This window comes from Bartonella clarridgeiae ATCC 51734 (genome assembly GCF_000518185.1).
GTDB classification, from domain to species: Bacteria; Pseudomonadota; Alphaproteobacteria; order Rhizobiales; family Rhizobiaceae; genus Bartonella; species Bartonella clarridgeiae.
This window is the reverse complement of record NZ_JADC01000011.1, coordinates 39,908-60,547: the sequence shown is the minus strand read 5'-3', so window position 1 is coordinate 60,547 and position 20,640 is coordinate 39,908. Positions and strand designations below refer to the sequence as shown.

Here is a 20,640-nt window from a genome sequence, read left to right as displayed (position 1 = left end):
ATAGTAGGGTTAGGGAAAATCTTATTTCCTCTTCTTATAATATCTTGTCTCTTTAAAAATATCTTCTTTGATGTGCTTAAATAGGAACGACAATATTCTGTAAGATTTTAAATGCTTTTTAAACGATGTTTTGTCCAGTTTTCGCCCAGTCCGTTGCAAATGTCTGTAAGCCTTGGTCGGTTAAAGGATGTTTAACCAGATTTTTTAAGATTGCTGGTGGAATAGTTGCAACATCTGCACCGCTCAATGCTGCTTCTTTAACATGATGGACAGAACGGATAGAGGCAGCTAAAATTTGAGTTGTAAAATTATATTGGTCATAAAGAGTGCGAATTTCGTGGAGCAGTTCTATGCCATTTTGTCCACAATCGTCGATTCTTCCAATAAAGGGTGAAATAAATGTTGCTCCTGCTTTTGCAGCCAACAAGGCTTGATTAGCAGAAAAACAAAGGGTAAGGTTTGTTTTTAGTCCCTGTTCAGTGAGGGCTTTACAAGCTTTTAATCCATCAAGTGTTAGGGGGAGCTTGATGCAAATATTGTCAGCAATTTTTGCTAAAACAGCAGCTTCTTTCATCATATTATTGAAATTAGTTGCAACAACTTCAGCAGAAACTGGTCCGGTGACGAGAGTACAAATTTCTTTGATAGTCTCAAAAATATTACGTCCAGATTTGAGAATGAGAGAAGGATTGGTTGTGACACCATCAACCAGTCCTAAATTTTGTAATTCTTGGATATCTTCTATATGAGCACTATCCACAAAAAATTTCATTCAAAATCTCCTTGGGTTTTTAAAAGCTTGTTTTTAAACACTTCTATTGGTTCTTCTTATGTGTGTTATGCGTTATTCTTTATAACAAAAGCAAGGGGCTGATTGATGTATATTAGGAGTGGATACAGAATTTCTTGAGAAGAAATAGAGAAAATGAAAAAGTGTATTATTGCGTTGTTTCATTCTGGAATGCTTATTGTGTCGGAATATAAGAACATGCCAGGGAAAAGGGGATATGAGAACAGATAAAATCAAAAATAAGATCAGAGCAATATCGATGTAAAAAGGTGAAGTCAATTGTGACAGAAATGAAAATTGTTTCGGTTGTGGTGCCGATCCCAGTTTCTCAGGTCTATAGTTATGGGGTAGAGCTGCATATGGAGGTAAAAGTTGGCTCTTTTGTGCGTGTTCCTGTTGCAGGGCGCGAGATTTGTGGTTTTGTGGTAGCTGTTGGTGAGTCGATATCTGAAGAAGAACAAAGGAATGGTTTAAAGAGAGTGACAGCTGTTCCTGTAGTGCGTGACAAATTGCGCTTTGTGACTCATGTTTTTGATTGTCCGCCATTAAAAGCTGAAATGATCGCATTTTTGCGTTTTTTCAGTCAGTATACCATGACACCTTTCGGTCTTGTTGCAGGACTAGTTTTGCGTGTGCCGACAGCCTTAGATCCAGAAGAGAAGATGGTGGGTTTGCGTTACTTGGGAGGGGATGTGGGGCGGTTAACACCAGCGCGATCGCGAGTTTTAAAATTGGCTCGTGATGGGATGATTTGGACTCGTTCTGGTCTTGCTCATGCGGCAGGAACTTCTCCTTCAGTGGTGGATCTTTTAAAATCGCTTGGGATTTTTGAAGAAGTTATACTACCAGCACAGGCAGTGGTTGCTATGCCTGATCCTGATTTTTGTCCACCTGTTTTAGAAGGAGCACAGAAATCGGCAGCGAATTTGCTCCGAGAAGGGGTGTTGTCGTCTCAATTTCAGGTTTTTTTGCTTGATGGGGTCACGGGATCAGGCAAAACAGAAGTATATTTTGAAGCGGTTGCTCAAGCACTAAAGGGTAACAAACAGGTTTTAATTTTATTGCCGGAAATTGCCTTAACACAGCAATTTTTAGACCGTTTCCATGCACGTTTTGGAGCTTCAGCGGCTGAATGGCATTCCGATTTAACACCGCGTCGTCGTGAACGTGTATGGCGGCAAGTCGCAGAAGGAAAAGTACGGGTTGTTGCAGGAGCACGTTCAGCACTTTTTTTGCCCTTTCTAGATCTTGGATTAATTGTTGTTGATGAAGAACATGATGGTGCTTATAAACAAGAAGAACGTATTTTTTATCATGCGCGGGATATGGCTGTTGCGCGGGGGTCTTTTGAGCGTTGTCCAGTTATTTTATCTTCAGCGACCCCTTCAATTGAGAGTCAGGTCAATGTTTTATGGGGGCGTTATCAGCAGGTGCATTTGCCTTCACGGTTTCAAGCAGCAGCGTTGCCCCATTTGCAAGTAATTGATATGCGCAAAGGGGGAGTAGAAAAAGGACGCTTTATTTCTTCTGTTCTTGAACAGGCTTTGGGAAAAACTTTGAAAAAAGGTGAACAGGCTCTCTTGTTTCTCAATCGGCGTGGATATGCGCCTTTAACACTTTGTCGGATGTGTGGACATCGCTTTCATTGTATGGATTGTTCGAGTTGGTTGGTAGAGCACCGTTTACGAGGACAGCTTAAATGTCATCATTGTGGTTATTATCAACCTATTCCAGAAGCTTGTCCAGAGTGTGGGACATTGGATCATTTAGTAGCTTGTGGGCCAGGAGTGGAAAGAATTGCCGAGGAAACACGGACGCTTTTTCCACAGGCACAGTTGCTTATTCTGTCTACTGATTTAAAAGGAGGAATCAGTCAATTACGACGAGAATTAGAAGCAATTGCAAAGGGGGATGTGGATATTATTATTGGAACACAGTTAGTTGCTAAGGGGCATCATTTCCCTGGATTGTCTTTGGTTGGGGTGATTGACGCTGATCTTGGTCTTGCCAATGGTGATTTACGTGCAGGTGAGCGCACTTTTCAGCTTTTGTCGCAAGTTACAGGGCGAGCTGGGCGTATGGGATTGGAAAGTTTAGGATTGTTGCAAACTTATCAACCGGATCATCCGGTTATAAAAGCTTTGCTTTCACAACAGCGTGAGGATTTTTATGAGCGTGAGATTGCTATGCGCCAGCATGATTCTTTACCTCCTTATGGACGGTTTGCAGCTTTGATTGTTTCTTCAGAAAAACGCCAAGCTGCAGAAAATTATGCTCGTGCATTGCGCCAAGTTGCACCATCGATGAAAGGTGTGTCGGTGATGGGACCAGCGGAAGCACAGCTAGCGCTTGTGCGGAGGCGTTATCGTTTTCGACTTTTATTCCATGGGCGGCGCTCTTTTGATATGCAAGGGTTTATTCGTGTTGTTCTATCTCGCGCACCAAAAAAGCCTAGTTCGGTTCGGGTTCAAATTGATATTGATCCGCAAAGTTTTCTCTAAAAAATAAGGATATCTATTTGTTTATTAAAAACATGTTTTCAATGGGGGAGCTGTTTTGAAAAAGATTGGATTTATAATTTTTATTTTTACTTGGCTTATCGGAACAGGAGTACAAGCATCGGTTTCTGATGTGATTAAAAACAATGAAAAAAAGGAAATGCAAAGCGTTGATGCGACTGTTTTTGTTTTTACTTATCGGTTGATGAGAGAAATAGAAAAGGCTTTTCAGCCAATCATTGCTTCTCCACAACAAGTGATGCGATCTCTTTGTGGTTTTCCAGTTATGAATTCTCGCCAATTGGTTTATGGTTATGCAGCTTTTTATGACGATATAATTTTGCAAGATATTATGGCTTTTAATAAATCACTAAGTGTTCACCATAAGAGTATCGTTGGACCGCTGACAGCGCAAATTTTGCAGCATTTACAAAATCATCGTAAATTGATGGAAAAGGCTCGTATTTTGGATCTTTCAGTAGACGTTGTGGAAGCTCTTTTGATGGATGAAAGTTTTAAGATGGATGTTTTACTAGCTAAAGTTGGAACAGAAATTTCCTCTTCAGTATTTGACACTTTTTACGAAGTGGATATGAAAAAATTGAATCAGGTATCGACCGATATCAAAAATGGACTCAAAAAAAAATGTGTTACTCATCCGTCAATTGAAAAACTATTTTAGTTATTTTATCTAAAAATTTTCAAAAAGCGTCACTTTGTGGTGTTGCGAGTCGGTTATGTCTATGCTAGAGGTTGAGAAATTTTTGTTCTGAGTTTCAAGAAAAAGATTTTTGGAATTTGAAATATGTGGTCCATTTTATCTGATCAATATCAGAGAATCCCTTAAGGAAAGAGGCGGTATTTCATGTCAGATTCAGTTTCTCTTGTGCCATTGCCGTTAATGAGCCAGCGTTATGCAAAAGCATTTTTTGATTTGGCTCAAGAAACAGGTTGTGTTGAGCATGTTGAAAAGGAAGTAGCGTCTTTCTTGAAAGTTTTGGAGCAAAATGAGGATTTGAAACATTTTATACACAGCCCATTCTTTTCAGTAAGAGAACAGAAAGAAGCATTAAATGTTCTTTGTGAAAGCATGGGATCGGCTCATCAAGAAGCGGGTCACATTTTTCGCAATTTTTTGGGCGTTATTGCAGCTAATCGTAGGCTCTTTGCGTTATCGAGTATTTTACGAGCTTTTCAGCGTCATCTTGCTTTTCTCCGTAGAGAGTTTTTGGCGCAAGTTACTTCTGCATATCCTTTAAATGCTCAGCAGAAAGGGATGTTGTGTGGAGCGTTGGAAAGTGTTGTTCAGGGGAGTGTTGTATTACAGGTTTCTGTTGATCCAACAATTCTTGGGGGGGTTATCATTCGTTTAGGGTCATATCAAATTGATATGTCCGTTATAACAAAATTATCTTCACTTAAGCTTGCATTGAAAAAAGAGGTCAGCTGATGGATATTAGACCGTCTGAAATTTCAAAAATTCTAAAAAAGCAAATCAAGAGCTTTGACCAAAAAGCTGAAGTTTCAGAGGTTGGTTGGGTTTTATCTGTGGGTGATGGGATTGCTCGCGTTTATGGTCTGGATAATGTCCAGGCGGGTGAGATGGTTGCTTTCTCCAATGGTGTGCAGGGGATGGCACTGAATTTGGAAATTGATAATGTTGGGGTTGTGATTTTTGGATCAGACCGTGATATCCGTGAGGGTGATACCGTTAAACGACTTGGTGCTATTGTGGATGTTCCTGTAGGGCCAGCTTTGCTCGGTCGTGTTGTGGATGCACTGGGTAATCCTATTGATGGAAAGGGCCCTATCAAAACAAAGGAGCGTCGTCGTGTGGATGTCAAGGCTCCTGGTATCATTCCACGTCAGTCTGTGCATGAGCCTATGTCAACCGGATTAAAGGTTATTGATGCTTTGATCCCGATTGGACGTGGACAGCGTGAATTGGTGATCGGTGATCGTCAAACAGGAAAAACAGCTATTTTGCTCGATACATTTCTCAATCAGAAGTCTTTTCATGAAGAGAGAGGGCGAGAGAAAGACAAAGTATATTGTATCTATGTGGCAATCGGTCAGAAACGTTCAGCGGTTGCACAATTTGTTAAAGTCTTGGAAGAACACGGAGCTCTTGATTATTCAATTATTGTCGCAGCTACAGCCTCTGATTCTGCTCCGATGCAATTTATTGCTCCTCTTGCTGGTTGTGCAATGGGAGAGTATTTTCGCGATAATGGTCAACATGCTTTGATTGGTTATGATGATCTTTCCAAACAGGCTGTGGCTTATCGTCAAATGTCTCTTTTATTGCGTCGCCCTCCTGGTCGTGAAGCTTATCCAGGAGATGTTTTTTATCTGCACTCTCGTCTTTTGGAACGGGCTGCAAAGCTTAATGCAGATAATGGTTCCGGATCTTTAACGGCTCTGCCGGTGATTGAAACACAAGCTAATGATGTTTCTGCTTATATTCCAACCAATGTGATTTCAATCACCGATGGTCAGATTTTTCTGGAGACAAATTTATTCTATCAAGGGATTCGTCCTGCAGTGAATGTTGGGCTTTCTGTTTCACGTGTTGGTTCTGCTGCTCAAATTAAGGCAATGAAGCAGGTTGCTGGTTCTATCAAGGGTGAATTAGCTCAATATCGGGAAATGGCGGCTTTTGCGCAATTTGGTTCAGATTTAGATGCGTCAACGCAGCATCTTTTAAATCGTGGTGAACGTTTGACAGAGCTTTTAAAGCAGCTACAATTTTCACCACTTAAAATACAAGAACAAGTTGTTGTTATTTTCGCTGGTGTGAATGGTTATCTTGATTCATTAGCTGTTTCTGATGTTGGGCGATTTGAACAGGGACTTTTGACACTCCTACGCAGTAATCATGAGGAGCTCTTAGATGCCATCGCTGAGCAAAAACAAATAACGGATGAAATTAAAACTAAGATGATTGCTGTCCTTGATAGTTATGCAAAGAGTTTTTCTTAATTGATTGGTGGAATGCTTAAATGGCGTCGCTAAAGGATCTTAGAGACCGTATTGCCTCGGTTAAGGCAACTCAAAAGATTACCAAAGCCATGCAGATGGTTGCAGCGGCAAAGTTGCACCGTGCGCAAGAAGCTGCTGAATCTGCGCGTCCCTACGCTCAGCGTATGGCTGCTCTTTTAGCGCGTGTATTTGCTGATATTGATCCAGTGGATGCACCACCTTTAATGTGCGGTACAGGGCGAGATGATAAGCACCTTTTAGTCGTTTGTACAGCTGAGCGTGGTTTGTGTGGTGCTTTTAATACGCAAATTGTTCGTCATGCGCGTGAACGTATTAATGGCCTTCTTTCTAGAGGTAAAACGGTTAAAATTTTAACTGTTGGAAAAAAAGGAGCAGATATTTTGCTTCGTGATTTTAAAGCTCTGATGGTTGATCATGTTGATTTGCGTTCTGTGAAACAGATAACTTTTGCCGAGGCAGAAAAAATCAGTAAGTGTATTATTGATCTTTTCAATGAAGGGGTATTTGATGTTTGTACGCTTTTTTACTCTGAATTTGTATCAGTCATTAACCAGTGTCCAAAAACTGTTAATTTAATTCCAGTAGTTGCTCAAAAGGAATTTCCTGATGAGGTTGGTGGTATTAAAAAAGAAAAGAAAAGTAGAGTTGTACAATCGGCTGTTTATGATTATGAGCCGGATGCAGCTTTTCTTGTGGATGAACTTGTTCCCCGTAATCTCTCTGTGCAAATCTTTCGTGCTTTGCTTGAAAATGTTGCGGGTGAAATGGGTGCAAAAATGAGTGCTATGGACAATGCATCACGCAATGCCGGTGAAATGATTAATAAGTTGACTGTAACGTATAATCGTCAGCGTCAGGCGCAAATTACAACAGAATTGATCGAAATTATTGCGGGCGCTGAAGCGCTTTAAAGTGAGAAGGTAAAGATTGATGATAAAAGCAGCGACGTCAAAAAAAGGAGCACTAAAGAATGAAGAAAAAAAATCAGTTGCTCATTCAGGCGTAAAAAAGACTCCCTTAGCAAAGTCGGCAAAGGGTACAAAAAAATCTTCTAATCTTGCGCACGTTGATTCTAAAACTGTTCCTCCAAAAGGATCTGTTGGTGAAATTAGGCAAGTTATAGGAGCTGTCGTTGATGTGTATTTTGAAGGAGAGTTACCCAATATTCTTAATGCGTTGGAAACGGAGAATTTGGGAAATCGGCTTGTTTTAGAAGTGGCTCAGCATTTGGGTGAAAATACAGTTCGTACTATTGCGATGGATACAACAGAGGGCCTTGTCCGTGGTCAAAAGGTTTATGATACGGGAACGCAAATCTGTGTGCCTGTTGGAGAAGAAACTCTTGGTCGTATTATGAATGTGATTGGCGAGCCAGTTGACGAAGTTGGGCCAATTATGGCGACTAAAAAACGTTCAATTCACCAAGAAGCTCCTAAATATATGGAACAATCAACAGAATCAGAAATTCTTATTACCGGAATTAAAGTAATTGATTTGCTTGCACCTTATTCTAAAGGAGGAAAGGTTGGTTTGTTTGGAGGGGCTGGTGTCGGTAAAACCGTTTTGATTATGGAGCTCATCAACAATATCGCAAAAGCGCATGGAGGTTATTCAGTATTTGCCGGTGTGGGAGAGCGTACGCGTGAAGGGAATGATCTATATTATGAAATGATTGAAAGCCGTGTGAATGTGAATCCAAAAGAAAAACGGGGTTCAACTGCGGGTTCAAAATGTGCGCTTGTTTATGGACAGATGAATGAGCCACCAGGGGCGCGTGCACGTGTAGCGCTTTCAGGTTTGACGATTGCAGAAAGTTTTCGTGATGAAGGGCAAGACGTGTTGTTTTTTGTGGATAATATTTTTCGTTTTACACAAGCTGGTGCAGAAGTTTCAGCTCTTTTGGGGCGTATTCCTTCTGCTGTGGGGTATCAACCAACTTTGGCAACTGATATGGGGGCTTTGCAAGAGCGTATTACCAGTACCAGGATAGGATCTATCACGTCGGTTCAAGCTATTTATGTTCCCGCTGATGATTTAACCGATCCAGCGCCTGCTACGTCTTTTGCGCATTTGGATGCCACAACAGTTCTTTCTCGTTCAATTGCAGAAAAGGGGATCTATCCGGCGGTTGATCCGCTCGATTCTTTTTCACGAATGATGGATCCATTGATCGTGGGTGAAGAGCATTATGCTGTTGCTTGTCAGGTCCAAAATATTTTGCAACGTTATAAATCTTTGCAGGATATTATTGCTATTCTTGGTATGGATGAATTATCTGAAGAAGATAAATTGTTGGTTGCACGGGCACGTAAAATTGAGCGTTTCCTTTCGCAACCTTTCCATGTAGCAGAAGCTTTCACTGGTGCTTCTGGAAAGTTAGTTTCTTTAAAAGAGACTATTAAAGGATTTAAAGGGCTTTGTGCTGGTGATTATGACGATTTACCAGAAGCAGCTTTTTATATGGTTGGTTCGATCGATGAGGCAATTGAAAAAGGAAAACGTTTGATTGCAGAAGTTTCCTCATAAGAGGTGCTCTGTAATGAATGTTTTTCTTAGAAAGACAAGAGGTTCCCGTGGAAAATAAAAGAACAGAATCTTTCTTGTTTGAGCTTGTATCGCCTGAAAAACTTGTCTTTTCAGAAAAAGTCGTGTCTGTTGTTCTGCCTTCAGCATCCGGATATTTAACGGTTATGGCTAATCATGCTCCTGTGGTGGTGAGTCTTATTCCGGGTGTTATTAGGGTGATATCTTCTTCAGGAGAAAAGGTATTTGCTCTTTTGGGAGGGATTGCAGATATTACATCTGCGGGGTGTTCTCTCTTAGCTGAAACCGTTGTTGTCGTTGATCATTTATCTTTTCATGACCTTGAGCAGCGTATGGCAGAAGTTCGAGTCATGATGGAAGAAAACTCAAGCGGTAAGACTCATAATAAAGTGAAAGAGGTTTTTCATAAACTAACATCTGTGGATGGTGTCTCAACAGTGGCATAATGAAAAATGCGGGGACAGGGGAGATGAGAAACGAGGGGAATGAAGCGGTATCTGTCTTAGAAGTTGGACCTTTTCCTCGTCCGGACTATTTTTGCAGGGTCTGTACCAAAGTGCCTCATTTATATTTTTGCTTCTTGTATTTTACAATGGGCTTATGGCTTAGGCGCCAATATGATTCAAGCCAATGTTATCGAGCTCACGGGGGATTTCAATACAACGCTTATTGAAACTATATGGTTGGTCGGTGCCTTATATGGCACCCAATGTAAGTATTGCAATCATGTTGATCAAGATTCGTTATCAATTTGGCCTACGAAATTTTGCTGAATTATCGATCCTTGGATTTTTTTTGGTGTGTATTTTGCATTTATTTGTTACGGATTTGCACTCAGCCTTGATTATTCGTTTTTTCGCTAGTATTGCTGCTGCACCAATGACTTTATTTAGCATTTCTCTATATGATAGAGGCTTTTGCTCCGGCAAAGAAATTTACTATTGGTCTCAGTTTAAATTATATGAATGCGGCTTTAGCTGTTCCTTTATCCCGTTTGATTTCACCAAGTCTCCTCGAGAAAGGCGGATTTTCTAGTCTTTCAGCGATGGAGATGAGTCTTGTGTTGATCGGTTTATGATGTATTTTTTCTCTGCCACTCACACCGGTTGTTCGCAGCAAGGTGATTCAAAAGCTAGATTGGTTGAGTTATAGTTTGATCGCGCTTGGGCTTGGTTTAAATGCCATCATAATGTCTGTTGGCAAGTGGTATTGGTGGACTGAAACGCTATGGATTGGTTGGGGGCTTGCATTTGGGATTTTTTCTTTGATAATTGCCATTATAATTGAGCTGAATAGAGCAACTCCATTGGTTGATTTACGTTGGCTTTTCAGCAAAGAAATGATCGAGGTTGTTTTGGTTTTGTTGGTGTTTCGAATTCTTTTATTGGAGCAATCAACTTTAGCTGCAGACTTCTTTAATCTTTTTGGTTTGTTGGATCGTGATATGACCCTTATGTATCTAGCAGTTGCTTTTGGCACACTTTTAGGGGGTGGCGTTTGTGTCTTTTTTTTACGAACGGATCGTGAAGATTATTTTTATCTTTTATCTTTGAGCTATTTAGCATTGGGATCTTATTTAGACAGTTATGTGAGTCTATTAACCCGTCCAGTAGATATGATTATGAGTCAAGGGTTGATCAGTTTTGGTTATGCTCTTTTTTTGCCTCCTGCTTTATGTAGTGGCTTTGTTAAAGCAAGTGCACAAGGCCCCAATTATGTTTTAAGTTTTATTGTGATTTTTTTATTGGCACAAGTCACGGGAGGGTTCATGAGTGCAGCTCTTTTGGCAGTTTGCAATTTTTTTTCGCGCGTCATCATTTTGAGTATTTAATGCAAGAAATTACATCTACGGGTTCATTTGTTTTCAATGAGATAAGCAACTTATCCTTTCCTTATAGTGCTTTAATATCTCATAGTTTGGAGGATGGGAAAACGGTATTAAGCTTAACGGATCAGTTGAAATTGACAGCAAATGTTTTGGCTTATGATGATGTTTTTCGGCTTTATTTTTATATAGCAATGGTTGTTTTTATTATTTTTCTTATCAAAATATTTTATAAATCATATTCTTTATGATAATTTCGTGATGCTTTCAAAAGTAAAGTATGATCAGTAAGGGTGGGTAAAAAGGGATGATCAAAGTCTTGCGATCAAAATCAACAATTGTTGCATTCTTGTCAGGTATAATGGGCATTGTATTGATTTTATGGTCTTGGCAATTACCACCATTTGTAAGCACCCTTCAAAAAACGGATAATGCCTCGATTAAGGGAAATATCACCCTGATAAGTCCGCAAATTTCTGGTGTGGTGACACGAATTTATGTTCAAGATTATCAAAGGGTTGAAAAGGGAATGGTTTTATTTGAACTGGATGATACCCTTTTCCAGTACCAGTTGGCGTAGGCGCGAGCAATTCTTGAAGCAAAAAAAAGCAAAACTCGCAAGCGTTTTGTTACAAATTCAACTTTTGCAAAAGGAAATTAATAAGATAAGGACTGAAATGGTTCATTTGCAAAAATTATCTAAAAATGGATTGTCTCATTCTAGGCTTTAAATGCTCAGGAAACTTTACCATTATCTTCTACTTTTCCACATTTATCAATGACATTTGAAACAAAGAGTCAGTTGCACAAGCAATTAGATTTTGAACAACAAGGTTTGCAATCAGATATTGCAAGAGCAAAGGCGGGTGTTGAAGTAGCTGAGCTGAATCTAGCCCATACTAAAATTATCTCTCCTACTGTGGGATATATTGGATCGGTTGGAGTACAAGTAGGGCAATATGTAGTGCCTGGTATGCGGTTGGTTACTATTATTCCTGATGATATTTGGATTATTGCTCATTATAAGGAAACAATAAGGAAACACAAATTTCTGATATGCGTATTGGACAGCCTGTTGTTTTTTCTGTTGATGCTTTAAATAATCAAAAATTAACAGGACGTTTGGTAGGTTTTGCTCCTGCAACAGGGTCAGAATTTTCATTATTAGGGACAGAGACTGCAATTGGTAATTTTATCAAAATTGCGCAACGCATTTCTGTTCGTATTGCCATAGATCCAGGGCAAGAGGGAATTGAGCAACTTATTCCCGGAATGTCAGTGGTGACCTATGTTGATACAGCACCATATCATTCTAGAGATTGAAATATTTGCTTTTTTCTTTTTAAGTGGATTTTTAGCTTAGAGGATTTTGTTTGGTTTGTTCTTTCATTCTTATGATTTTAAAGAATGATGGAGAATTCTTATTCAAGATATATAACAAGAGTGCTCGTTTCTTAGTGGGTGGTGAAAAAGATGATCCATTGAAAAAATGGCATCCGTATGCCATTAGTTTTTGCGCATCAAGCAATAGCTGGTTAAAACGAGTCCAGTAGCTAATAAGAGGGCTGTTTTAGGATTTTCTTTTGCCTTCTTTTTCAGTTCTTTGGCATGGGCGTTAATGTGGTAAAGAGCTTGGTGTCCTTTTAGTTTCCATTTGTTCAGTATGTTGGAGATATTCTCAAAAGGATGACTTTGAAAGTGTTGACGGTTGATTGTTGTGAGCTCCTCTTTTAATTGCGCAATGCGTTTTTTGATTTTATCATTTTTTCTGCAAGGGCTCTGAAATATATACATTGATTTAATCCTTCTTAATTTTTAATATTCATGCAAGTATGCAAGATAGAATTGTTTGTGGAATTTGGTATAACGGTTTGAAAATTGAAAAGTTGCATTTTTCATTCCTTCTTAACCTCTGTTGAACATCCGTTCTTGGTGTTTAAAAAGAGAGACCTTAAGAAAATTTTCTGATCAATTCATTTTTTCGAATTGTGCTATATTGGATATTACCATAAAAATAAATAAACTCCGGTTTTGCAAATTTGAGGAGCTGATGAACGCAGCGCGTTATTTATCTAAACCTTTAGAACGTCATCGGTCTGTTGCCGTTGCGGTGGGTGATGTTATAGTTGGAGGTGAGAATCCGATTGTTATTCAGTCTATGACGAATACCGATACAGCTGATGTTGATGCAACAGTTTCTCAAGTTGCCGCTCTTTGGCGTGCAGGATCGCAATTGGTTCGAGTAACTGTTGATCGGCATGAAGCAGCGGCAGCTGTTCCAAGGATACGAGAACGGTTGGAACGATTAGGTATTTTTGTGCCATTGGTAGGGGATTTTCATTATATTGGTCACACACTTTTGGCTGAGCATCCTGCGTGTGCAGAAGCGCTTGCAAAATATCGCATTAATCCTGGCAATGTCGGTTTTGGTGCAAAAAAAGATCAGCAGTTTATTCAAATTATTCAGATGGCGTGCCATTATCGTAAACCTATACGGATTGGGGTGAATTGGGGATCACTGGATCAGGTGTTGTTGACACGGCTTATGGATGAAAATGCTCGGCAGGAAAAACCTTTGTCTGTTACTGAGGTTATTCGGGAAGCTGTGGTTCAATCGGCACTTCATTCGGCTCTTTTGGCTGAAGAAACTGGTTTAGGACGGGAGTACATTATTCTCTCTGTTAAAATGAGCGATGTACAAGATCTCATTGCTGTTTATACCATGTTGGCAAAACGGTGTAATTATGCTCTTCATTTGGGGTTGACAGAGGCGGGTATGGGGACAAAGGGAATTATTGCTTCCTCTGTGGCTTTGGGGATTTTATTGCAGCAAGGAATTGGTGATACAATTCGTATTTCATTAACACCTGAGCCAGGTGGTGATCGAACACGAGAAGTAAAAGTTTGTCAAGAACTTTTACAAGTTATGGGGTTTCGGCAATTTGTTCCTGTGGTTGCTGCGTGTCCAGGATGTGGTCGGACAACTTCGACGGTTTTTCAACAATTGGCACAAAAAATCGAAGCTGATTTATGCAAAAATATGCCGGTTTGGCGCGATAAATATCCGGGTGTTGAAGGCTTAAAAGTTGCTGTCATGGGGTGTATTGTCAATGGACCAGGAGAATCAAAACATGCCGATATCGGAATTTCATTACCTGGGGTGGGAGAAAATCCAGCAGCTCCTGTTTTTATTGACGGCAAAAAAGTGAAGACTTTGCGCGGTCCTTATATTGCTGAAGAATTTGAAGCAATTTTGGGTGAATATATTCACACACGTTTTGGGACATAATTGACACAAAAAGATTATGTCGTTCTACCTGCTTTTATTTATGATGTAAAAGAGGTGGTGAGTTTTAATTTTTACGTGTTGCAATAAAGTGTGCTGCTTGTTTAAGTGGGATGGCTTTAGCTCCAAAAGGGAGTAGAAGCTCTTCCGCTTTTGTAATGAGTTCATTTCGTTTTTTTTGAGATTCGTCAAGACCATAAAGGTTAACCAGTGTTGCTTTGTTGGCTGTTTGATCTTTTCCTGCAGTTTTTCCAAGAATTTTTGTTTGAGAAACCAGGTCAAGAAGGTCATCGGTCAATTGAAAAGCCAAGCCAATCTGTGTACCAAAGGAGGCAAGTTTATCGGTCAATGTTTTGGAGGCTTGCCCCATAATTGCACCTGCTTGACAGGCAAAACGCATAAGAGCAGCTGTTTTCATCTGTTGTAGAGTGATTGTTGCACTCTCATCTTGTGGTTTTTTTTCAGCTTCTAGATCGAGCATTTGTCCACCAATCATGCCACCAAGACCTGCAGCTTGTGTGAGAGCTGTGATCAGATCAATTTTCGTTTTTGGAGAAAAAGAATAGGCTTCTTTATGGGCAATGATTTCAAAGGCAAAAGTGAGAAGAGCATTGCCTGCTAAAATTGCGGTGGCTTCATCAAAAGCTACGTGAACAGTGGGTTTGCCGCGTCGGAGTGTATCATTATCTAGAGCAGGAAGATCGTCGTGGATGAGTGAATAACAGTGAAGACATTCCAATGCCACGCCAATATCAAGAGAGTGTTCAGAAGGGATATCAAAAATAGCAGCACTTTGGATAACCAAGAAAGGGCGTAGGCGCTTGCCACCATTTAAAACACCGTGACGCATGGCATTGATAAGAATTTCAGGTCGGGTAATTTCACCATTTTGGGCTTTATGACTTAGAAGTGTATCGAGTCGTTTTTCAACATTGTACGCATGTTTTGCAAGAAGGGTCGTGAATTCATGCATCATTTCTTCCTTTCTTCTTTGCAAAATGATGAGGTTCTTTTTATGATAGAAAAATAAAGAATAAAACGGTTATTTTCATGCTCTTAAATTTTTTGAAAAAAGGGGAAAAGGGGGAAAAGTGGCGATGAGAGTCATGCATTATGTGATCAGTCTTTTTGTGTTTTTATTTTTGTGTCCAATTGTTTTGTTGTTGATTTATCGTTTGGATTTTGTGCACCCTGTTTCTATTTTAATGATACGTGATTGGGTAAGTAATAAGAGATATGAGCGTAAATGGGTTACGCTATCTGATATTGCTTTTTCAGTGTCGTCGGGAGTTATTATGTCTGAAGATGGCCAATTTTGTCGTCATTCTGGTGTTGATTGGGCTATGTTGATCGATATCTTAAAAACTGATTCAAAACCTTTTCGAGGAGGATCAACAATCAATATGCAAATGATCAAAAATCTTTTTTTATGGTCTAATCGATCTTATATTCGCAAGATTATTGAAATTCCTTATTCTATTATAGCTGATTTAATCTTATCAAAAAAACGGATTATAGAAATCTATTTGAATATTGCAGAATGGGGGCCGGGAATTTATGGAATAGAAGCTGCGGCTTTTTATTATTTTCAGAAATCTGCACGACATTTAACTTTGCAGCAGGCTGCAGCTCTTGTGGCAAGTTTACCCAATCCTTATTGGCGCAATCCATGTCAACCAACTGATAATTTTATAACTTTAACCCGTCTTATTGAAAAACGAATTCGTTTTTCACGTGCTTATACGCGCTGTATTCATTGAAAGATATTTAGAATTATTGAAAAGAAAAACAAAAAATTATATGAAAGCCTAGTCAAAAGGCTTTAATCAGTGTATAGAGAAACAAAATTTTATTCTATTGTTCACAGAAGTTGTCATTCTTAGCATGAGTGCTTCTGGAGTGATTAATGTGGAGTATCCTTTTATGGCTGTACCTAAACGAAAAACCTCTCCGTCAAAACGAGGTATGCGCCGTTCGGCTAATGCCCTTAAAGCACCCACTTATATTGAAGATAAAAGTTCTGGTGAGTTGCGTCGCCCTCATCATATTGACTTGAAAACCGGTATGTATCGTGGCCGTTCAGTTTTGCCTGCTAAAGAGTAAACTGTCTACTAGATACCAATGATCAAGCTCATTGCCAATGCTGTAACTTCGATTAAATAAGCAAAAGCGCTTTTCCACAATCTTATACAGTTGATCATTTTTGATGAGAAGAGGTTTTTGTTGTACTTACATATTCAAACTATAGCTCTGTTCTTTGGAAAGAGCAGTGCATATGGAGTGAAACTGATTGTCGTAAAAAGTGCTTCGGCTTCCAATCAAGAAAATACTTTTCCTAAAGTCTATAAGATTAGAGATTAAGGAGCAGACTCATTGATAATTAAAAACTAACTTTCTTTCGGTTTATTCTATTATAATGCAAAATCTTGTGATGGATTACACAGCATAAACAGCGTTATTCCCTTCATCAATTTCACTTTTAAATTCACTTTTTGATTTCTTAGTGAGGTGTTTCTCTATCAAATTTATTGCTTCTGTTTCGGTAAGACTATTGACAACAGCAATTTCACGGGCCATTCGGTCGAGAGCAATAGCATAGAGTTGACGTTCTGAATAAGATTGTTCTGGTTGTAGATCTGAGCGGAAGAGATCGCGAATCACTTCAGCAATAGAAATTATATCTCCTGAATTGATTTTAGTATCATATTCTTGAGCCCGTCGTGACCACATAGTGCGTTTAATTCGTGCTCTTCCTTGAAGAATTTTAAAAGCACGATTTACAGAATCAACCGTAGATAATTTGCGCATTCCGATAGAAAGAGCCTTTGCAATAGGCACCTTTACATCCATTTTATCTTTAGCAAAATGGATTACAAAAAGTTTTAATTTATGTCCTGCAACTTCTTGTTCTTCAATCGCCATAATTTGGCCTACTCCATGGGTAGGGTAGACAATATATTCAGAGGTTAAAAAATCTTTAGCACTGGAAGAGGTGTTTCGCGGGGATGCCATATTTTAATTTACTCCCTTTGTGGCCAACAATAATGATATTGGCAAACAGATTAAACGCTTTAAAGCTAAATGTTTTTGAACCAAGCGCTGAAGCTAAGTGCTTTAAAACCAAGCAAAAGATACTTTAGTAAAAAAAAAGCAAAAAAAATACTTAGCAAAATGGCTATGTTAAAACTTTGTTAACATAAAAAATCAAAAGAATCAATAATTTCTCTTAAGAATTTTATGTGGACGTCAAATGATTTAAACTTTTAGAGAGATCTGGTGTTTATTGGATTAGGTATTATTTACCACTTCCTGGATTTTCTGAAAAATACTTTTCTAATTTATCAGGAACGCCATCCATTTCTTTTGCTTGGGGAAGTGGATCTTTTTTTGTCATTAAATTAGGCCATTTATTTGCATAGTTTAAATTGAGTTCCAACCATTTTTCTAATCCTGGTTCAGTATCTGGTTTAATGGCTTCAGCTGGGCATTCTGGCTCGCAGACACCACAATCGATGCATTCGTCAGGATGAATGACAAGCATATTCTCGCCTTCATAAAAACAGTCAACAGGACAAACTTCAACGCAATCAGTGTATTTGCACTGAATGCAATTGTCAGTTACAATATAGGCCAAGACCAAACTCCATTTTCCATTTTAATGATCTTTAAAAAACGGTTATTTATAAATGTGCATCCTTATCATTTTTAAGTTGATCACGAAGCACAGCTAATTTTGCAAAAGGTGAATTAGGATCATGATTTTGTGTTCGCGGTGATTTGTTCTGTACGGAAACAGTTTTCTTTTTATTGTATTTATATGAATGTTGAGCTTTTAAAAATCTTTCGTGAGAGGCGTCATGCCGTGTATTGCCTATTTGTGTGGAAGTTTTTTTGTACTTTTCTTGCCACTTTTGTTTAGAGCTGTTACGGTTTCGGTGATGGTGTGTCTGTTGATAATGATAACGCCACAATAAAACGGTTTTATTTTCTGTTGTGTTTTGCATGTGTTTGGCAAAATCACCAACAGGCTCAGCTTTTGGTAAATAATCTATGACACAGGGGTGTTGTTTAAGAGGAGAAATGGTTTTTATTTCTGTTTGAAGTGTGCTGGATTCTTGTATCGTTTTCCAGAGATCACCAACGCATTCTGCTTCAGGAAAAAGGTCCGTTGTTATCGGGGTACTATTGGAAGAGTGTTTGTCTACAAGATTTTTTGTAAGCACAGAACTATCATAACAATGGGACTGATAACCAAGTCCTTTAAGAATTTCTTCCATATCAGTTTCATTGGCACCAAGGGTAGACATCATCGCTGGAGTCACAAAAAAACTTTTACCATCATAGGCACCATCTGGTTTTGGTTCTAATCCTGGTTTCCAATGTAATGTTGGGCGAATAAGGTTAGCAAGACGTTCTAAAATATCAATACGTACAGCACGTTTCCCTAGGACTTGGTAACCTGCTAAACGATAAAATGTTGGATTATAAGTCGGATCAACAACAAATGAAGTTCGTCCGCTGTTCAAAGCAGCTAATATTTCATTTAAACCTGTTTGATCACTGTCTTTATTTTGAAGGCGCCAAAGCAGCGTGAGCGCTTGAACTGGTGCTGGTTTGAGCATTCCCATAACATAGATATTAAAAGCACCAAAGCGAATACCAAGCTTTCGGAGATTTCCCCGTTCCTCTTGATCAAGGTTTTTAACTATTTTGGCTACACTACGGCGGGGTAAAATGCCTAAAGAATTGAAAAGTTGCGAAGCAAGGTCAGCTGTTGAAACTGTCAGACTATCAGTATTGCGTATATCTAGGAGAGGTTTTAAGGTTGTTTCAAAATGAAAAGTTACAAAACGCTCTAATCGCGCTATCACTTGGTCACGTGCTTCGCCTGTTAATTGCGCGTCTGCTAAGAGAAGAGCTTTGGGTTTTAAAATGTCTGTTGTTGCGATCAGTTGTCCGACGGGTTGACCAATCCAGCGAATAATTCCGTCAGAACTAAGGGTGAAATCTCCATTAGCAGCAGCACAAAAACGTGTTGCACGTTTGGTAAAAGCGATAATTAAACTTTCGTTATCGATATTTTGTTCATCAGTTGTTTTATCTGCATCTGTGTTGTTTTTACTGATATAAAAACGAAATCCCTCAAATTTACCACTGCCACTTTTTTCAATAAGAACATCATCCTTTTGAATAATTTCGCTCTCCATGATCATTTTCTTTCTTAGAGTTTTATGGGGTAAAAGGTTATTTTTGATAATACTATTTTGCAATCTTTCTTTAGCACGTTTATTGCGTTTGCTTCAATGCGTTCTTGTCGTCTTTTTGAAGGTTTTAATCTTGGATATTTTCTTTATCTTTATCTTTGAGTTTTTCTCATGGATGCAATATACAACTTTTGATTGTATTTAGGGGGGTTTTACGCTAAAGTTTCTCCTTTATTTCATAGTAAAGTGAATAATAAAAGACAATAATTTCTATTTTATTTGTTCTTTTTGATTTTTTTCTTTTTATTTGATTGCGCTTTTAGAAACAAGCATTTGCAAGCATTTTCTATGTAAAAACCTTATGCATAAAGAAATAAATTTTTGTCTTTTGATAATAAGTTTTGGAGTCAAAATAAAAAAAACAATTGCGATTGTAAAAATACACGTTAAAGTAGTTTAAATAAAAATAAAACAACTTTAACGTTTTTTGGAAAAAACAATGATGCCGTTGTCAAAACAACTTAAAAATAATTTTAATCGCAAGGGATTATTATGAGTAGTCATTCACACGCTGTGTATAAAAGCAGTAAAAACTATAACGATGCTGATAAAAGTCTGGGACCTGATATGATGCGTTCTGCAATGCAAGCACCGTATCTTGAACGAAAAAAGGAGCATGATTTAGCACTGCGATGGAAAGATAAACGTGATGATAATGCTATGCACCAAATTGCAGCAGCTCATATGCGTTTGGTAATTTCAATTGCTAGTCGTTTTAAACGTTTTAAAATGCCTTTAGGGGACTTAGTTCAAGAAGGATATGTCGGGCTCTTAGAAGCTGCTGCGCGTTTTGATCCTGATCGTGAAGTGCGTTTTTCGACCTATGCAACTTGGTGGATAAGGGCTTCTATTCAAGATTATATTTTACGCAATTGGTCAATTGTGCGGGGAGGAACGAGTTCTTCGCAAAAAGCACTCTTTTTTAATCTTCGGCGTTTGCGCGCTAAATTAGCACAAGATGATAGTACTTTAACCAAACAAGAAATTTTTCGCACCATTTCTGAAAAACTTGGGGTTTCGGTAAGTGATGTTGAAAAAATGGATTTCCGTTTTTCTGCAGCGGATAATTCATTAAGTCTTTCTGTTTCTGAGAATGGTGAAAATCCAATTGCTAAAATGGATTCTTTAGTGGATGATCATCCTCTTCCCGATGCTGTGATTGAGCAAGCAATTGATGGGCAACGGCGGACAAAGTGGCTTTATGAAGCTTTAAAAATTCTTAATGAACGAGAACTGGAAATTATCCGTTTTCGTCGCTTAAATGAAGAGGGGGCAACCTTAGAAGTGCTAGGCCAAAAATTGGGAATTTCAAAAGAACGTGTACGCCAAATTGAAGCGCGGGCTTTGCAAAAACTTCGTTGTGCTCTATTAACAGTAAATCCAGCAGAGGTTTATCAAGTATAAATATATTCTTTGAAAAAAATCAAAAT

General features: G+C 38.8%; 17 protein-coding genes and 2 pseudogenes. 13 read left to right on the top strand and 6 right to left on the bottom strand.

Going from position 1 to position 20,640, the window contains the following annotated elements; all coding sequences use genetic code 11:
- Positions 1-118: 118 nt before the first annotated feature.
- Positions 119-772, bottom strand: coding sequence for a fructose-6-phosphate aldolase (fsa, locus tag T420_RS0103890; protein ID WP_013545567.1), 654 nt, complete (start codon positions 770-772; stop codon positions 119-121).
- A 287-nt stretch (positions 773-1,059) separates the two neighbouring features.
- Here fsa and T420_RS0103885 point away from each other — a divergent pair, with 287 nt between their 5' ends.
- The 9 genes and pseudogenes from T420_RS0103885 to T420_RS06935 all read left to right on the top strand — a co-directional run bounded on the left by T420_RS0103885 (position 1,060) and on the right by T420_RS06935 (position 11,983).
- Positions 1,060-3,291, top strand: a complete 2,232-nt coding sequence (locus T420_RS0103885) for a primosomal protein N' (protein WP_155914835.1) — start codon at positions 1,060-1,062, stop codon at positions 3,289-3,291.
- Between the two features lie 55 nt (positions 3,292-3,346).
- Positions 3,347-3,970 carry a hypothetical protein gene (locus T420_RS0103880; protein WP_013545565.1) on the top strand — a complete coding sequence of 208 codons (624 nt, stop codon included), beginning with the start codon at positions 3,347-3,349 and terminating at the stop codon, positions 3,968-3,970.
- A 183-nt stretch (positions 3,971-4,153) separates the two neighbouring features.
- Positions 4,154-4,738, top strand: a complete 585-nt coding sequence (gene atpH, locus T420_RS0103875) for an ATP synthase F1 subunit delta (RefSeq protein WP_013545564.1) — start codon at positions 4,154-4,156, stop codon at positions 4,736-4,738.
- A complete protein-coding gene (gene atpA, locus T420_RS0103870) occupies positions 4,738-6,270 on the top strand; it encodes a F0F1 ATP synthase subunit alpha (protein WP_013545563.1) in 1,533 nt (510 codons plus the stop codon). The genes atpH and atpA overlap by 1 nt, the downstream gene beginning before the upstream one ends.
- 20 nt (positions 6,271-6,290) lie before the next feature.
- The gene (locus T420_RS0103865) at positions 6,291-7,202 is read left to right on the top strand and encodes a F0F1 ATP synthase subunit gamma (protein WP_013545562.1); all 912 of its coding nucleotides are present in this window, start codon (positions 6,291-6,293) and stop codon (positions 7,200-7,202) included.
- Positions 7,203-7,221: 19 nt separating this feature from the next.
- Positions 7,222-8,817 carry a F0F1 ATP synthase subunit beta gene (gene atpD / locus T420_RS0103860; protein WP_026501157.1) on the top strand — a complete coding sequence of 532 codons (1,596 nt, stop codon included), beginning with the start codon at positions 7,222-7,224 and terminating at the stop codon, positions 8,815-8,817.
- Between the two features lie 47 nt (positions 8,818-8,864).
- On the top strand, positions 8,865-9,281 hold the full coding sequence (atpC, locus tag T420_RS0103855; RefSeq protein WP_013545560.1) for an ATP synthase F1 subunit epsilon: 417 nt from the start codon (positions 8,865-8,867) through the stop codon (positions 9,279-9,281).
- A gap of 23 nt (positions 9,282-9,304) precedes the next feature.
- Positions 9,305-10,911, top strand: a pseudogene (locus T420_RS06940) (MFS transporter).
- A gap of 56 nt (positions 10,912-10,967) precedes the next feature.
- Positions 10,968-11,983 (top strand): annotated as a pseudogene (locus T420_RS06935) (HlyD family secretion protein).
- Positions 11,984-12,166: 183 nt separating this feature from the next.
- Here the strand turns inward: T420_RS06935 and T420_RS0103830 are convergent.
- Positions 12,167-12,454, bottom strand: a complete 288-nt coding sequence (locus T420_RS0103830; protein ID WP_013545556.1) for a hypothetical protein — start codon at positions 12,452-12,454, stop codon at positions 12,167-12,169.
- Positions 12,455-12,710: 256 nt separating this feature from the next.
- On the opposite strand from T420_RS0103830, the gene ispG reads away from it, so the two are divergent.
- Complete coding sequence (ispG, locus tag T420_RS0103825) at positions 12,711-13,949, top strand: flavodoxin-dependent (E)-4-hydroxy-3-methylbut-2-enyl-diphosphate synthase (RefSeq protein ID WP_013545555.1); 1,239 nt, start codon at positions 12,711-12,713, stop codon at positions 13,947-13,949.
- Between the two features lie 64 nt (positions 13,950-14,013).
- On the opposite strand, the gene T420_RS0103820 is transcribed toward ispG, so the two are convergent.
- A complete protein-coding gene (locus tag T420_RS0103820) occupies positions 14,014-14,919 on the bottom strand; it encodes a polyprenyl synthetase family protein (protein WP_026501153.1) in 906 nt (301 codons plus the stop codon).
- 133 nt (positions 14,920-15,052) lie between these two features.
- Here T420_RS0103820 and T420_RS0103815 point away from each other — a divergent pair, with 133 nt between their 5' ends.
- Both T420_RS0103815 and rpmF read left to right on the top strand, forming a co-directional pair.
- Complete coding sequence (locus T420_RS0103815; RefSeq protein ID WP_035450921.1) at positions 15,053-15,706, top strand: biosynthetic peptidoglycan transglycosylase; 654 nt, start codon at positions 15,053-15,055, stop codon at positions 15,704-15,706.
- Positions 15,707-15,869: 163 nt separating this feature from the next.
- Complete coding sequence (gene rpmF, locus T420_RS0103810) at positions 15,870-16,049, top strand: 50S ribosomal protein L32 (RefSeq protein ID WP_026501152.1); 180 nt, start codon at positions 15,870-15,872, stop codon at positions 16,047-16,049.
- Positions 16,050-16,382: 333 nt separating this feature from the next.
- Here the strand turns inward: rpmF and T420_RS0103805 are convergent, their stop codons facing one another.
- The 3 genes from T420_RS0103805 to T420_RS0103795 all read right to left on the bottom strand — a co-directional run bounded on the left by T420_RS0103805 (position 16,383) and on the right by T420_RS0103795 (position 19,153).
- Positions 16,383-16,958 (bottom strand): CarD family transcriptional regulator, encoded by a 576-nt coding sequence (locus tag T420_RS0103805; protein ID WP_013545551.1) that lies wholly within the window; start codon positions 16,956-16,958, stop codon positions 16,383-16,385.
- A gap of 283 nt (positions 16,959-17,241) precedes the next feature.
- Positions 17,242-17,580 (bottom strand): ferredoxin FdxA, encoded by a 339-nt coding sequence (gene fdxA, locus T420_RS0103800; RefSeq protein ID WP_013545550.1) that lies wholly within the window; start codon positions 17,578-17,580, stop codon positions 17,242-17,244.
- Between the two features lie 46 nt (positions 17,581-17,626).
- Complete coding sequence (locus T420_RS0103795) at positions 17,627-19,153, bottom strand: hypothetical protein (protein ID WP_013545549.1); 1,527 nt, start codon at positions 19,151-19,153, stop codon at positions 17,627-17,629.
- 549 nt (positions 19,154-19,702) lie between these two features.
- Between T420_RS0103795 and T420_RS0103790 the strand changes: the two genes are divergently transcribed.
- A complete protein-coding gene (locus T420_RS0103790; protein WP_013545548.1) occupies positions 19,703-20,614 on the top strand; it encodes an RNA polymerase factor sigma-32 in 912 nt (303 codons plus the stop codon).
- Positions 20,615-20,640 lie beyond the last annotated feature (26 nt).

Excerpts from the sequence above, each read along its gene's own strand:
- fsa (WP_013545567.1), bottom strand. The coding sequence starts at position 772 with ATGAAATTTTTTGTGGATAGTGCTCATATAGAAGATATCCAAGAATTA.
- atpH (WP_013545564.1), top strand. The coding sequence starts at position 4,154 with ATGTCAGATTCAGTTTCTCTTGTGCCATTGCCGTTAATGAGCCAGCGT.
- atpA (WP_013545563.1), top strand. The coding sequence starts at position 4,738 with ATGGATATTAGACCGTCTGAAATTTCAAAAATTCTAAAAAAGCAAATC.
- T420_RS0103865 (WP_013545562.1), top strand. The coding sequence starts at position 6,291 with ATGGCGTCGCTAAAGGATCTTAGAGACCGTATTGCCTCGGTTAAGGCA.
- atpD (WP_026501157.1), top strand. The coding sequence starts at position 7,222 with ATGATAAAAGCAGCGACGTCAAAAAAAGGAGCACTAAAGAATGAAGAA.
- T420_RS0103830 (WP_013545556.1), bottom strand. The coding sequence starts at position 12,454 with ATGTATATATTTCAGAGCCCTTGCAGAAAAAATGATAAAATCAAAAAA.
- ispG (WP_013545555.1), top strand. The coding sequence starts at position 12,711 with ATGAACGCAGCGCGTTATTTATCTAAACCTTTAGAACGTCATCGGTCT.
- T420_RS0103820 (WP_026501153.1), bottom strand. The coding sequence starts at position 14,919 with ATGCATGAATTCACGACCCTTCTTGCAAAACATGCGTACAATGTTGAA.
- T420_RS0103815 (WP_035450921.1), top strand. The coding sequence starts at position 15,053 with ATGCATTATGTGATCAGTCTTTTTGTGTTTTTATTTTTGTGTCCAATT.
- rpmF (WP_026501152.1), top strand. The coding sequence starts at position 15,870 with ATGGCTGTACCTAAACGAAAAACCTCTCCGTCAAAACGAGGTATGCGC.
- T420_RS0103805 (WP_013545551.1), bottom strand. The coding sequence starts at position 16,958 with ATGGCATCCCCGCGAAACACCTCTTCCAGTGCTAAAGATTTTTTAACC.
- T420_RS0103795 (WP_013545549.1), bottom strand. The coding sequence starts at position 19,153 with ATGGAGAGCGAAATTATTCAAAAGGATGATGTTCTTATTGAAAAAAGT.
- T420_RS0103790 (WP_013545548.1), top strand. The coding sequence starts at position 19,703 with ATGAGTAGTCATTCACACGCTGTGTATAAAAGCAGTAAAAACTATAAC.